This window comes from Pseudomonas sp. ZL2 (assembly GCF_054788455.1).
The window spans coordinates 13,719-27,606 of record NZ_JBGOGX010000023.1 but is presented as its reverse complement, the minus strand read 5'-3'; the positions used below and the strand labels follow the sequence as shown (position 1 = coordinate 27,606).

Below are 13,888 nucleotides of genomic sequence, written 5' to 3'. Positions count from 1 at the left end.
GGCAGAAGGGGTGGCCGATTTGCACGCTTTCTGTAGGACTGGCATTGCTTCGATGTGGGAATGGAATACAGCCTCAAGCGCTGAGCCTTGACTACCCGTTGGTAAGGTAATTTCACCTTTGTCTGGTTGGCCAACCCATGCTCACTCGCAAGGGCGAGCCAGCAGCAGGCTGACCTGGCCCAGATAGCTGGCCGGCCGGCTGACTCCATGTTCAGGGAAGCTGCGCCAGTCGACCCACACGCACACAGCGGTCACCTCCTGTGCGGCAACCTTGCCGATGACCCTGGGGTGAAAGTCACGGCGATACAGCACCTGCGTCTGCTTCAGCGCGAGGGCCTCATCCGCTGTGGCCAGGGTAGCGGCAACCAGTGCCGGGATTTGTGCCTGGGGCACATCGAAGTGCACGCCTCGTGCGCCAGAGTCCAGGTGCCCGGCCTGTCGGGTGCGTTGCCAGAGCTGTTGCCATTGGCTGCTACCGGCGCTGCCCGCCAGCTGTGCGCCGAGTTCCAGCAAAATGTTTCGAGGTTGGGATTCGGTCGGCAAGGCATGAGCCTTGAAGGTGCCAAGCAGTAGCAGGCTGGCCAGCAGGGTGCGCATGAACATGGTCGACTTCCATTCGTCTGGGCGTCAGCCCGGGAAGCCATGTTGGCAATGCAGTGCTGTCGGCAGAAGCGGGAAATTGTCCGCTGTCCGGCGGGGGACGTTGTATCATGCGCTCGGCCCGCGTCGGGCCTTTTCGCCGATGTCGCAAGGAAATACCCAATGACTCAAGGTCAACGCCTGAAATACTCCATCCTGATCTCCCTGCTGGTGCTGGGGATCATGCTCGGACTGTCCTACCTGCAAAAGCAGGGGACGATCAGCGAGCAAGTGTTCCAGTACATCGCCATCGGTGTGGCGGTGGTTGTGGTGGTGGTCAATGGCATCATGCGGCGCAAGGTCAAGACCTGAGGCCGTAAGCGTGGCCGGCTTTGGCCGGCCGGGCGCTCAACGAGAGATGGCCTGCTCCAGCACTTCACGGGCCTGGGGGTTGAGGCTGTAGCATTTATCGCTGCCCAGGCTGATCACGCCTTCGGCGCACAAGCGCTTGAGCACTTCGCGAACGCTGAGGAACGACAGCGGGATATCCAGTTGCTCGAGCTGGCTGTGTATCCCGCGTACACCGATACTGCGACCATTGCGATCGGCCATGTGCAAGGCATCGATGACCTTCAGGCGAATCAGGCTGGTGCGCAGGCCAAAGGCCCGGAGCAGCTCGCGGATGTGTTCATTGCCGGGACGCTCGTTTTCGCCGGCTTCAGTTCTTTCAGTCACAGGTTGGCTCTTCGTGCGTCCAGGGCCAGCTATCACCGCTGACTGTTGCTGGTTGTACATGTGAATGCTCCATTTCTTGGCCTGTCCAGATAAGCAAAAGTGTTTGCCTACACCTATAAGACGAATGAGCGCGGCAAAACTGCAGTACCTGACGAAAAAAATCTGCAGATTCACCTTCTAAAGACGTATTGAGCTGGCTGAAACCGTAAATTTCCCCGGCGTATTTCGTTCAATCAGAACGACTTTTCCCTGATTGAGCTGGAGTGCGCGTGATCAAGCCTCGTCCTTTTGCAACCCTTTGTATGGCCGGGCTGCTCGCCGGTCTCAGCCTTCCCGTCCAGGCGCGGGTGGCAGCGGGCGATGCGTCTGCCGAAATCCGCCGTACCAGTTTCGGCGTGCCGCATATCCTGGCCCAGGACGAGCAGGGCCTGGGGTACGGTATTGGCTATGCCTATGCGCAAGACAACCTGTGCCTGCTGGCTAACGAAGTGGTCACCGTCAACGGCGAGCGTTCGCGTTACTTCGGTCCCAAGCAGCGCACTTTCGAGCAGCGCGAAAACCTGCCCAGCGACCTGTTCTTCAATTGGCTGAACACGCCGACGGCGGTGTTCGGCTTCTGGCAGGCACAACCGCCGGCCATGCGCGCGCGCCTTGAGGGCTATGCCAAGGGTTACAACCGCGCATTGGCCGAATTCAAGGCCCAGGGCCAGGGCGCGCAATGCCTGCAGGCAGAGTGGCTGCGGCCTGTCACCACCCTCGATCTGGTCAAGCTGACCCGCCGCTTGCTGGTCGAAGGCGGTGTCGGCCAGTTCGCCGAAGCATTGGCCGGAGCAACGCCGCCCAACATCGTCGCCCAGTTGCGCCCCGACCTCAGCGTCGCCCAGGCGCGCCAGGAGCAATTTGCCGTCGAGCGCGGCAGCAACGCCGTGGCGATCGGTGCCGAGCGTTCATTCAATGGTCGTGGCATGCTCCTGGCCAACCCGCATTTTCCCTGGGCAGGCGGCATGCGTTTCTATCAGATGCAACTGACCTTGCCGGGCAAACTGGATGTCATGGGCGCGGCCTTGCCGGGGCTGCCGCTGATCAACATCGGCTTTAACCGCCATCTGGCCTGGACCCATACCGTAGACACTTCCAAGCATTTCACCCTGTATCGGCTGGAGCTGGACCCCAAGGACCCGACCCGCTACCTGCTCGACGGCAAGTCGCTCGCCATGACCCATCAACGCCTGAGCGTGACGGTGAAGGGCGAGGATGGCCAGTTCAAGCCCGTGACCCGTGACGTCTACAGTTCGGTATTCGGCCCGATCGTGCAGTGGCCGGGGCGCCTGGACTGGAACAAGCAGTACGCCTTCAGCCTGCGTGACGCCAACCTCGACAACACGCGGGTACTTGAGCAGTGGGATGCCATGAACCGCGCCGATAGCCTGAAAAGCCTGCAAGCTTCGGTGCAGCGCCTGCAGGGTATCCCCTGGGTCAACACCCTGGCGGTGGATGCCAAGGGCCAGGCGCTGTACCTGAACCAGTCGGTGGTGCCCTACGTCGATGCCGCCTTGCTCGCCCAGTGCAGCGATCCGGCCGCCGGCCAGGAAATGATCGTGCTCGACGGCTCGCGCAGTGCCTGCAACTGGAAGGTCGACCCGCGCGCCGCGCAGGCCGGCATCTTCCCCGCGCAACTGCAACCGAGCCTGAGCCGTAGCGACTTCGTCCAGCACTCCAACGACTCGGCCTGGATGGTCAACCCGGCCAAACCGTTGCAGGGCTACTCGCCGTTGATCAGCCGTGAAGGTCAACCCCTGGGCCCGCGCAGCCGTTTTGCCTTGCAGCGCCTGGCGAGCTTGAGCGAGAAGGGCAAGATCAGCCAGGCGGACCTGCAGCAGATGGTCATGGACAACCAGGTGTATGTCGCCGAGCTGGTCATGCCTGACCTGCTCAAGTGGTGCGCCGGGCAAACCGCCGATGCCCAGCTCGGCGCGCTATGCGCCAGCCTCAAGGCCTGGGACCAACGCGCCAACCTCGACAGTGGCCTTGGCCTGGTGCACTTCCAGAACATCATGCAGGCCCTGCAGGGGCGCAAGGACTTCTGGCGGGTCGGCTTCGACGCCGCCGATCCGCAGCACACACCGCGGGGGCTGGCCGTCGATCAGGCCGACGTGGCCAACGCCTTGCGTGAGGCAGCCTTGGCTTCAGTCGCGCAAGTGACCAAGGCCGGGCTCAGCAATGACGCGCGCTGGGGGCAGATCCAGCAGGCTGCCGATGGCACGCCGATTCACGGCGGGCCGGCGAGCCTGGGCGTGTACAACGCGATCCAGAGCGTACCGGTTGCCGCTGACAAGCGCCTGGTGGTCAGCGGCACCAGCTACCTGCAACTGGTAACCTTCGATGAGCGGGGGCCGCATGCCCTGGGCATGCTGGCGTTCTCGGAGTCCAGTGAGGCAGGTTCGGCCCATGCCGGTGACCAGACCCGGGCGTTCTCGGCCAAGCAGTGGCAGGTGATTCCATTCACCGAGGCGCAGATCAAGGCCGACCCGCAGTATCGTCTGCAGGTGATTCGTGAGGTTGAGGGCGCGGCGCTGGCGAAGTCCGCGCCTTGATTCAATGAACCAGATCCCTGAGCAGCAAGCCGAAGGCCAGATCGACCTGCTCGGGGATCGGCAGATACACCGTATGCCCATCCCCCGGCGCCACTTCGATCGTGCCACCCTGGCGATCACGCAACTGGTGCAGGTCGAAGTGGTAATTGCCCTTCGGCGTCATCAATTCCAGATGATCACCCACCGCAAAGCGATTCTTCACCCGCACTTCGGCCAGGCCGTTGATCCGCTCGCCGCTCAGTTCGCCGACGAACTGCTGGCGCTCGGACACCGAGTTGCCACGCTGGTAGTTCTGATATTCATCATGCACATGCCGGCGCAAGAAGCCCTCGGTATATCCGCGCTGGGCCAGTGATTCGAGGTTGAGCATCAGGTTGCGGTCGAACTCGCGCCCGGCCACGGCATCGTCGATGGCCTGGCGGTACACCTGGGCGGTGCGCGCGCAGTAGAAGTGCGACTTGGTCCGGCCCTCGATCTTCAGCGAATGCACGCCCATGCGCGTCAGCCGCTCGACATGCTGCACCGCGCGCAGGTCCTTGGCGTTCATGATGTAGGTGCCGTGCTCGTCTTCGAAGGCCGGCATGTCTTCGTCGGGGCGGTTGCTTTCCTGCAGCACGAACACTTGCTCGGTCGGTGCGCCGAGACCCAGGGTCGGCTCTACCTCGCGAACGATTTCACCGGTGACATTCTCGCTCGCCGGGGTGGCCTTGTACTGCCAGCGGCAGGCGTTGGTGCAACTGCCCTGGTTGGCATCGCGGCGGTTGAGGTAGCCCGACAGCAGGCAACGGCCGGAGTAGGCCATGCACAGGGCGCCGTGGACGAAGACCTCAAGCTCCATCTGCGGCACCTGTTGGCGAATCTCCTCGATCTCTTCCAGCGACAGTTCACGCGACAGGATCACCCGGGTCAGGCCCTGGCTGCGCCAGAACTCGACGCTGGCCCAGTTCACCGTGTTGGCCTGCACCGAGAGGTGGATCGGCATCTGCGGGAAGTGCTGGCGCACCAGCATGATCAGGCCGGGGTCGGACATGATCAGTGCATCCGGGGCCATGTCGATCACCGGCGTCAGGTCCCTGAGGAAGGTCTTGAGCTTGGCGTTATGCGGGGCAATGTTGACCACCACATAGAAGCGCTTGCCCTGGGACTGGGCCTCTTTGATACCTAGCGCGAGGTTGGCGTGATCGAATTCATTGTTGCGCACGCGCAGGCTGTAGCGCGGCTGCCCGGCGTAAACGGCGTCAGCGCCGTAGGCGAAGGCATAGCGCATGTTCTTCAGCGAGCCGGCGGGGGCGAGCAGTTCGGGTTTGGCGAGAAGGGTCATGATCGGGCTGCGGCAAAAGGCGCGAATGCTACGCCGGCTGCGGCAGGCTTTTATTGATCTGCATCAACGGCACTTTTACCACTGGCCGGGGCACTAACGAATAGAACGTACAAGGAGCGCACATGAACGAAACCGTCATGCAACACAAGGCGTTGCTGGCACTGCTGGTGCTGGTGACCATTGCCTTTATCTGGATTCTCCTGCCGTTCTATGGCGCGGTGTTCTGGGCAGTGATCCTCGGTATCGTCTTCGCTCCGCTGCAACGCCGGCTGTTGGCACGCCTGGGCTGGCGGCGCAACCTGGCCGCCGGGCTGACCCTGTTTATCTGCCTGGTGATCGCGATCTTGCCGGTAATCATTATCAGTACCCTGCTGGTGCAGGAGGGGGCTGCGCTGTACAAAAGCATCGAGAGCGGCGAGCTGGACCTGGCCGGCTACATCGAACGTTTCAAGAACATCCTCCCGGCCTTCGTCCAGAATTTCCTCGAGCGCATGGGCATGGGCGACCTGGCCGGCCTGCGCGACAAGATCACCAAGGGTGCGGTGCAGGGCAGTCAGTTCTTCGCGACCCAGGCCTTCAGCTTCGGCCAGGGCACCTTCGATTTTCTGGTGAGCTTCGCCGTCATGCTCTACCTGCTGTATTTCTTCTTGCGTGACGGCGCCGAGCTGGTGCGCAAGATCCGCACGGCGGTGCCGCTGGCCGAGCAGCAGAAGCGTCGCCTGCAACTGAAGTTCAACCGCGTGGTGCGCGCCACGGTCAAAGGCAACCTGTTGGTGGCGGTGACCCAGGGCGCCCTCGGCGGGATCATCTTCTGGATTCTGGACATTCCCAGCGCCCTGGTCTGGGGGGTGCTGATGGCTTTCCTGTCGCTGCTGCCCGCGGTGGGCGCGGGGATCGTCTGGGCGCCGGTGGCGGTGTACTTCGTCGCTACCGGCGCCTTCTGGCAAGGCGCGGTGCTGGCGGCCTACGGTGTGTTCGTGATCGGCCTGGTGGACAACGTGCTGCGTCCGATCCTGGTGGGCAAGGACACCAAGATGCCCGACTACCTTATTCTCGTCTCCACCCTCGGTGGCCTTGCCGTGTTCGGGCTCAATGGCTTCGTCATCGGCCCGCTGATCGCCGCGCTGTTCATGTCCAGCTGGGCGATCTTCGTCTCGACCAAGCCGCAGGTGCAATTGCCCAGTTAGCGGAAGCTGTACGACACCCCGGCGTAGACGCCGAAGCCTTCGCCCGGGGTCGAGCGGGCGGCGTCCGCCCCCTTGTCGTCGTAGCCCGGGGTAACGGTGGCGGCGTAGCGCTTGTTGGTCAGGTTGCGCAGGTCGAGCCAGGTTTGCCAGTCTTGTTTCGGCGAGTTGTAGCCCAGGGTGGCGCCGAGAATGGCATAGGCGTCGGCCGGGTAGCTGTTGGCGTAGTCGACCTGGACCTTGGACGCCATCTGCGTGTTGATCCCCGCATACAAGCCGCTGGGCAGGTCGAAGCGCAACTCGGCCTGGTAGTAGTGCATGGGGATGCCCGGCAGGCGGTTGTCGCCAAAGGTATCGTCGTCGCGGTAGTGGAAGTCGCTGAAGGTGTAGGCCTGGCGCAGGGACAGCTTGCCGACGCCGCCGCGTTCCCAGAGCAGGCTGTCGAGCCCGGCCTCGATGCCCTGGTGCACGGTTGGGCTGGCGTTGAACTCCTTGGCGGGCTGACCTTGCACGATCTCCACGGCCAGCAGCTCATGGCGTACGTCCGAGTAATACCAGGCCAGGTCCCAGCGACCGATGGCCGACTCGCCACGGGCTCCCAGTTCCAGGGTGGTGGCGGTCTGGTTGTGCATTTCGATAGGTTGCGTGGCGCTGGTCGAGCTCCAGATCAGCGCCCACGGGTGCGGCGGCTCCACCGAGCGGCTCAGGTTGCCATAGACCTGCAACTGCGGGTTGATGTCATAGCGCAGGCCCAGACGCGGGGCGTAGTCCCAGTCACTTTGGCTGACCTTGCCGCCGTTGTCCGGATAGGTCACCGCGCTTTCGCGACGGGTGTAGATCGCCGCCAGGCCGCTGGTCAGCCACAGGTCGGGGATCAGTTCCAGTTCGTTGCCAACATGCAGGACGGTGTCCGAACCCTGGTAGGTGAAATCTCGCGTTTTCGCACCGAATACCCCATTCACCCGCGCGTACTGCGAAGCACCGCTGTTGGGCAGGTGCTTGGTGGTGCGCCAGCCGACGGTGGTTTTGCTCTCGTGACCGAACAGAGTGTGGCGGCGCTGATAATTCAGGGTGCCGCTGACGTCGGTGTAGGCGACCTTCAGGCGCATCGGGCCTTCACGCAGATCCATCGGATAGTCGTGATAGACCAGGCCTGCTTCCAGTTGCGAATCGTCATCGAGATAGAAGGTGGTCTTGTTGCCCAGCCAGGTACTGCCCGGCTGCGGACGGCTGTCATCGCGGCTCAGGTAGGCCGGGTTGGCCGCGCGCGGGTCGTGCTTGATCTGCTCCTGGGTCAAGCGTCCGGCCAGATCGTTCTCGGTTTCGCGGTAGCGCAGGTAAAAGCGGGTTTCCAGGTTCGGGTTGAAACGGTAGCCGACGTTGGCGGCGATGCCCTTGCTGCTGCCGCTGCTGTGATCCTGGTAACCGTCGTATTCGGAATCGGTCAGCGCTACGTAGTAGTCCAGGTCACCCAGTACCTGGCCGGAACTGATCTGGCGCTTGGCGTAGCCGCGGCTGCCGATCTCGTAGCGCAGTTGCAGCGGTGCGGCGTCGCGGCCGGTGTGGGTGATGTAGTCGATGGCGCCGCCCAGGGCCAGTGACCCCTTGTCGAAACCGTTGGCGCCGCGCAGCACTTCGGCGCGGCTCAGCCACAGCGGCTCGAACAGCTCATAAGGGGTGCCACCCGGGCCGGTCAACGGCAAACCGTCGAACATCGTGTACACGCCCGAGCCATGGGCGCCGGGTGCGCGGTTGATGCCCGAACCGCGGATCGACAGCTTGATGCCATCGTTGCCGGCCGACTGGGCGAACACCCCGGGTTGGTAGGCGAGCACATCCTGGTTGCTGGCGACCCGGCCTTGCTCCACTTGCTGCATGTCGATCAGGTTGCTGGCGCCGGGCACCTGCTGCAGGCGATCGCGAGCGTCCTGCAGTTCGCTGTGTTCCTGTTCCTGGATCAGTACCTGACCGAGTTCGATGCCTTCGCCGGCCTGGACCGACGCGGCACAGGAGATCAGCAAGGCGAGGGAGGAGCGGGGTAGGGTGGGGCGCATCGAGGGGGTTCCGGGACTGTGAGCGGGTATCTGACGTCGCAACTATCAGACGAAGCACAGTCGCCGATCTGTACCGGCCTCATCGCTGGCAAGCCAGCTCCCACAGGATCATTACCAAATCCTGTGGGAGCTGGCTTGCCAGCGATGGTTGCAGAGCAGCCCAAAACAAAACACCCCGCCGAAGCGGGGTGTTTGTCATAGCCAGATCGATCAACCGATCAGTTGCAGCCCGGCATGCTGAACCATGTCCAGCAGTGGCTGCGGGTACACACCCAGCACGAAAGCGAGGATGGCGATGGCCAGCAGCATGACGCCGCCAGTGCGCTGTTCCCAGTTCAGCGGGGCGTCGTGGCGACGCAGGTTCGGCTCGATCAGGTACAGGGTGACCATCACGCGCAGGTAGTAGAACACGCCGATGGCACTACCGATCACCAGGGCACCGACCAGCCACCACAGCTGCGACTCGACGCCGGTAGCGATGATGTAGAACTTGCCGATGAAGCCTGCGGTCAGCGGGATACCCGCCAGCGACAGCATCATCACGGTCAGCACCGCGGTCAGGTACGGACGGCGCCAGAACAGGCCGCGGTACTCGTACAGGGCGTCGGCGTCACGGCCGTTGTACGGCGACGACATCAGGGTGATCACGCCGAAGGCACCGAGGCTGGTGATCACGTAGGTGACCAGGTACACGCCGATGGCTTCGACGGCCAGACCCTTGCTTGCCACCAGGGCGATCAGCAGGTAGCCGAAGTGGGCAATCGAGGAGTAACCGAGCAGACGCTTGAGGTTGCTCTGGGTCAGCGCCAGCAGGTTACCGATCAGGATCGAAGCCACGGCGATCACCGACAGCACGGTGGTCAGCACGCCGCTGCTGGCAGCAGGGGAGAGCATGAACAGGCGTACGACGACGGCGAACACGGCAACCTTGCTGGCGGTGGCCAGGAAGGCGGCAACCGGTGCCGGAGCACCTTCGTAGACGTCCGGGGTCCACAGGTGGAAAGGCACCAGCGACAGTTTGAAGGCCAGGCCGACCAGCATCATGCCCAGGCCCAGCTGGGCGATCATGCTCGGCATGCTGGTGGTTGCCAGGGCCTTGCCGATACCGTCGAAGCTCAGGCTGCCGGCGTCGGCATACAGCAGCGCCATGCCGAACAGCAGGAAGGCGGAACCGGCGGCCGAGAGCACCATGTACTTGATGCCGGCTTCCAGCGAACGCTTGTTGAAGAAGGCATAGGCCACCAGGCCATAGACCGGTACCGACAGCAGCTCCAGGCCAATGAACAGGCCTGCCAGGTGCTGCGCGCTGACCAGTACCAGGCCGCCCAGTGCCGACATGAGGATCAGCAGGTACAGCTCTTCGCGGTTGCCCGGGTAGCCTTTGCCGCCATCACCCAGATACGCGTGGGCGAGGGTGACGCAGGCCAGGGTGGCGACCAGGATCAGCGCCATGTACAGGCAGGCGAAGTTGTCGATGGTCAGCAGCGGGGTGACCGCCAGTGGCGCAACCTTCAGGGCCGGGATGATCGACAGCAGGGCCAGGTTCAGGCCCACGATGGACAGCAGGAAGGTTTGCGAGTGGTTGCGGCGCCAGGCGATCGCCAGCATCACCACGACAGTGGTGATGGTGGTGATCAGCAGCGGCGCAAGCGCGATAAAGTGTTGAATCGTCAGGTCCATAGCGCTCTTACCGGGCCGAAGCGAGTTGAGTGAAAGCGGTACCGAACCACTGCTGCACACCGCTCATGGTGGCGGCAGAAGTGTCCAGGAACGGCTGCGGGTAGATGCCCAGCAAGATCAGCAGGCCAGCCAGGCCCAGCACCATGATCAGTTCACGGGTATCCATGCCAGCCAGGGCTTCATCGGATTTGGCCGGGCCGAAGTAGGCGCGGTGAATCATGATCAGCGAGTACACCGAACCGAACACCAGGCCGGAAGTGGCGATCACGGTGACCCATGGCGAGGCGACGAAGCTGCCGATCAGGATCAGGAATTCGCCCACGAAGTTACCGGTACCCGGCAGGCCCAGCGACGCCGCAGCGAAGAACAGGCTGATGGCCGGCAGGTAGGCGATACGGTGCCACAGGCCACCCATCTGACGCATGTCACGGGTGTGCAGGCGCTCGTACAGCTGGCCGGCGAGGATAAACAGTGCCGCCGCCGACAGGCCGTGGGCCAGCATCTGGATCACCGCACCTTGCAGTGCTTGCTGGCTGCCGGAGTAGATACCGATCAGCACGAAGCCCATGTGCGAAACGCTGGAGAAGGCGACCAGACGCTTGATGTCGGTCTGGGCGAACGCCAGGAAGGCACCGTAGAAAATCCCGATCAGACCCAGGGTCATGGCGATCGGCGCAAACTCGGCCGAGGCATTCGGGAACAGCGGCAGGGCGAAACGCAGCAGACCGTAGGCCGCAGTCTTCAGCAAGATACCGGCGAGGTCGACGGAACCTGCGGTCGGTGCCTGGGCGTGAGCATCAGGCAGCCAGGAGTGGAAGGGTACGACCGGCAGTTTGACCGCGAAGGCGATGAAGAAGCCGAGCATCAGCAGGTATTCGGTGCCCGCCGGCAGTTCGGCCTTGAGCAACTGGGTGTAGTCGAAGGTGATCACACCGGTGTTGCTGTAGTTGACCAGTACCAGGCCGAGGATCGCCACCAACATGATCAGGCCGCTGGCCTGGGTGAAGATGAAGAACTTGGTCGCGGCGTAGATCCGGGTCTTCTTGCCGTCCGAGGAACTGTGACCCCAGAGCGCGATGAGGAAATACATCGGCACCAGCATCATTTCCCAGAAGAAGAAGAACAGGAACAGGTCCAGGGCGAGGAACACACCGACCACGCCACCGAGGATCCACATCAGGTTGAGGTGGAAAAAGCCAACGTGGCGGGTGATCTCTTTCCAGGAGCACAGTACCGAGAGCACACCGAGCAGGCCGGTGAGCAGGATCATCAGCAGCGACAGGCCGTCGAGGGCCAGGTGCAGGCTGATGCCGAAGCGCTCGATCCACAGCACTTTGAATTCGACCGCCCACTCAGGCGCGGCGCCCGGTGCAGGGGCCAGGGTGTAGTCCCCGTTGGCCCACAGCCAGAGGCCGATACCAAGCAGCAGGGACATGGTCAGCAGCGCAATCCAGCGCGGCAGGGTGGCGCCGAAGCGCTCACCCAGCCAGCACAGCAGGCCACCGATGAAGGGGATCAGGATCAGCCAAGGCAAAATCATGACGGGCTCAATTCCTTTCGCAAAGTCGCAAGGTTCATATCAGACCGCAGCCATAACAACGGCACCGAGCACAAGCACGGCACCTACGGCGATCGAAGCGGTGTACCAGCGCAGCTGACCGGTTTCGGTTTTGCTCATGGCGGCATGACCGCCCTTCGCCATACGCGGAATCAGGCCAATGCTGCGGTCAACCGGATCCTTGCGCAGGATGTGGCTGATCAGCAGGTAAGGTTTGACGAACAGCTTGTCGTAGATCCAGTCGAAGCCCCAGGCGGCGAACCACCAGGCCGACAGCACACGACCGATGCCGCTGTTGGCGATCGCGGTGACCAGGCGACGCTTGCCCAGGAACAGCATCGCGGCCAGCAGGATGCCGGCGATGGCGATGGCGCCCGAGGCGATTTCCAGGCTGTGCTTGGCTTCGCCGCCGGCATGGCCGACGCTCTGCGGCAGCACGCCTGCCAGTGGTGGATGAATCCAGGCACCGACGAAGGTCGACAGCACGATCAGCACGCCCAGTGGCAGCCAGTGGGAAATCCCGTGGCCGGCGTGAGCTTCGGTCTTGGCTTCGCCGTGGAAGGCGATGAAGATCAGGCGGAAGGTGTACAGCGAGGTCATGAACGCACCGACCAGGCCGGCGTACAGCAGACCGTTGTTGCCGCTGGCGAAGGCTTCCCAGAGGATCTCGTCCTTGGAGTAGAAGCCGGCGGTCAGCAGCGGCAGGGCAGCTAGGGCGGCGCCACCGACGATGAAGCTGGCGTAGGCCAGGGGCAGTTTCTTCCACAGGCCGCCCATCTTGAAGATGTTCTGCTCGTGGTGGCAGGCAACGATCACCGCACCGGAGGCAAGGAACAGCAGGGCCTTGAAGAAGGCGTGGGTCATCAGGTGGAAGATCGCGCCTTCCCAGGCGCCAACGCCCAGGGCCAGGAACATGTAGCCGATCTGGCTCATGGTCGAGTAGGCGAGGATACGCTTGATGTCGGTCTGGACCAGGGCGGCAAAGCCGGCCAGTACCAGGGTAACGCCGCCGACCACACCGACCAGGTGCAGGATGTCGGGTGCCAGGGCGAACAGACCGTGGGTACGGGCAATCAGATAGACGCCGGCGGTAACCATGGTTGCCGCGTGGATCAGTGCCGAAACCGGGGTAGGGCCGGCCATCGCGTCGGCAAGCCAGGTCTGCAGCGGCAGCTGGGCCGATTTACCGACCGCGCCACCGAGCAGCATCAGGGTCGCCAGGACCATCCAGAAATCACCCGCCTGGAACTTCTGCGGCGCCAGTACCAGCAGCTCCTGCACGTTCAGGGTGCCGAGCTGGGCGAACAGGATGAACAGGCCGATGGCCATGAACACGTCGCCGATACGGGTGACGATGAAGGCTTTCAGCGCGGCGTTGCCGTTGTTGCGGTTGCTGTAGTAGAAACCGATCAACAGGTACGAGCACAGGCCCACGCCTTCCCAACCGAAGTAGATGAACAGCAGGTTGTCGCCCAGAACCAGGAACAGCATGCTGGCAATGAACAGGTTGGTGTAGGCGAAGAAGCGCGAATAGCCGGCTTCACCACGCATGTACCAGGACGCGAACAGGTGGATCAGGAAGCCGACACCGGTGACCACGCCGAGCATGGTGACCGACAGACCATCCACGTACAGGGTGAAGTTCGGCGCAAAGCCGTCCACCGACATCCACTGCCACAGCAGCTGGCTGTACGCGCCGCCTTCCGGCGGGGCGATGTTGAACTGCCAGATCACGTAGGCGGCCACGGCGGCCGAGAGGCCCACCGAACCGACGCCAACCAGCGCCGACAGGTTCTCGGACCAGCGACCGCGCGAGAACGACAGCAGCAGGAAGCCGATCAGGGGGAATACGAACGTCAGGAAGATAAGGTTCATCCGCGCATCTCACTGGCTGCATCGATATCGAGAGTGTGGAAGCGGCGATACAGCTGCAACAGGATCGCCAGGCCGATACTGGCCTCGGCCGCTGCCAGGCTGATCACCAGGATGAACATGATCTGCCCATCCGGCTGCGCCCAGCGGCTGCCAGCGACGATGAAGGCCAGTGCCGAGGCGTTCATCATGATTTCCAGGCTCATCAGCACGAAAAGAATGTTGCGGCGCACCATCAGGCCTACCAGGCCGAGGCAGAACAGGATGCCGGCGACGGCCAAACCATGTTCGAGAGGAATTGCTGGCATGTG

General features: G+C 63.0%; 11 protein-coding genes. 3 read left to right on the top strand and 8 right to left on the bottom strand.

The window, feature by feature from the left end; translation table 11 throughout:
* Positions 1-141: 141 nt before the first annotated feature.
* Positions 142-603 carry a hypothetical protein gene (locus tag ABM562_RS16685; protein WP_134063351.1) on the bottom strand — a complete coding sequence of 154 codons (462 nt, stop codon included), beginning with the start codon at positions 601-603 and terminating at the stop codon, positions 142-144.
* A 159-nt stretch (positions 604-762) separates the two neighbouring features.
* Between ABM562_RS16685 and ABM562_RS16680 the strand changes: the two genes are divergently transcribed.
* Entirely contained in the window at positions 763-951 is a 189-nt protein-coding gene (locus ABM562_RS16680) for a hypothetical protein (protein WP_115087782.1), read from the top strand.
* A 36-nt stretch (positions 952-987) separates the two neighbouring features.
* Here ABM562_RS16680 and ABM562_RS16675 read toward each other — a convergent pair whose 3' ends face one another.
* Positions 988-1,374, bottom strand: coding sequence for a fe2+ zn2+ uptake regulation protein (locus tag ABM562_RS16675; RefSeq protein ID WP_115087781.1), 387 nt, complete (start codon positions 1,372-1,374; stop codon positions 988-990).
* 242 nt (positions 1,375-1,616) lie between these two features.
* Between ABM562_RS16675 and pvdQ the strand changes: the two genes are divergently transcribed.
* On the top strand, positions 1,617-3,908 hold the full coding sequence (gene pvdQ / locus ABM562_RS16670; protein ID WP_460422698.1) for a bifunctional acylase PvdQ: 2,292 nt from the start codon (positions 1,617-1,619) through the stop codon (positions 3,906-3,908).
* Between the two features lies 1 nt (position 3,909).
* Here the strand turns inward: pvdQ and trhP are convergent, their stop codons facing one another.
* On the bottom strand, positions 3,910-5,229 hold the full coding sequence (gene trhP / locus ABM562_RS16665) for a prephenate-dependent tRNA uridine(34) hydroxylase TrhP (protein WP_134063349.1): 1,320 nt from the start codon (positions 5,227-5,229) through the stop codon (positions 3,910-3,912).
* A 122-nt stretch (positions 5,230-5,351) separates the two neighbouring features.
* On the opposite strand from trhP, the gene ABM562_RS16660 reads away from it, so the two are divergent.
* Positions 5,352-6,416, top strand: coding sequence for an AI-2E family transporter (locus tag ABM562_RS16660; protein ID WP_115087778.1), 1,065 nt, complete (start codon positions 5,352-5,354; stop codon positions 6,414-6,416).
* Here the strand turns inward: ABM562_RS16660 and ABM562_RS16655 are convergent.
* The 5 genes from ABM562_RS16655 to nuoK all read right to left on the bottom strand — a co-directional run bounded on the left by ABM562_RS16655 (position 6,413) and on the right by nuoK (position 13,885).
* The gene (locus ABM562_RS16655) at positions 6,413-8,467 is read right to left on the bottom strand and encodes a TonB-dependent receptor family protein (RefSeq protein WP_460422655.1); all 2,055 of its coding nucleotides are present in this window, start codon (positions 8,465-8,467) and stop codon (positions 6,413-6,415) included. The genes ABM562_RS16660 and ABM562_RS16655 overlap by 4 nt on opposite strands.
* Before the next feature lie 210 nt (positions 8,468-8,677).
* Positions 8,678-10,147, bottom strand: a complete 1,470-nt coding sequence (gene nuoN, locus ABM562_RS16650; RefSeq protein ID WP_115087775.1) for an NADH-quinone oxidoreductase subunit NuoN — start codon at positions 10,145-10,147, stop codon at positions 8,678-8,680.
* Between the two features lie 7 nt (positions 10,148-10,154).
* Positions 10,155-11,687, bottom strand: coding sequence for an NADH-quinone oxidoreductase subunit M (gene nuoM, locus ABM562_RS16645; RefSeq protein WP_115087774.1), 1,533 nt, complete (start codon positions 11,685-11,687; stop codon positions 10,155-10,157).
* A 39-nt stretch (positions 11,688-11,726) separates the two neighbouring features.
* Entirely contained in the window at positions 11,727-13,580 is a 1,854-nt protein-coding gene (gene nuoL / locus ABM562_RS16640; RefSeq protein ID WP_115087773.1) for an NADH-quinone oxidoreductase subunit L, read from the bottom strand.
* Complete coding sequence (nuoK, locus tag ABM562_RS16635) at positions 13,577-13,885, bottom strand: NADH-quinone oxidoreductase subunit NuoK (RefSeq protein WP_028944232.1); 309 nt, start codon at positions 13,883-13,885, stop codon at positions 13,577-13,579. Before nuoK ends, nuoL begins: the two co-directional genes overlap by 4 nt.
* Positions 13,886-13,888 lie beyond the last annotated feature (3 nt).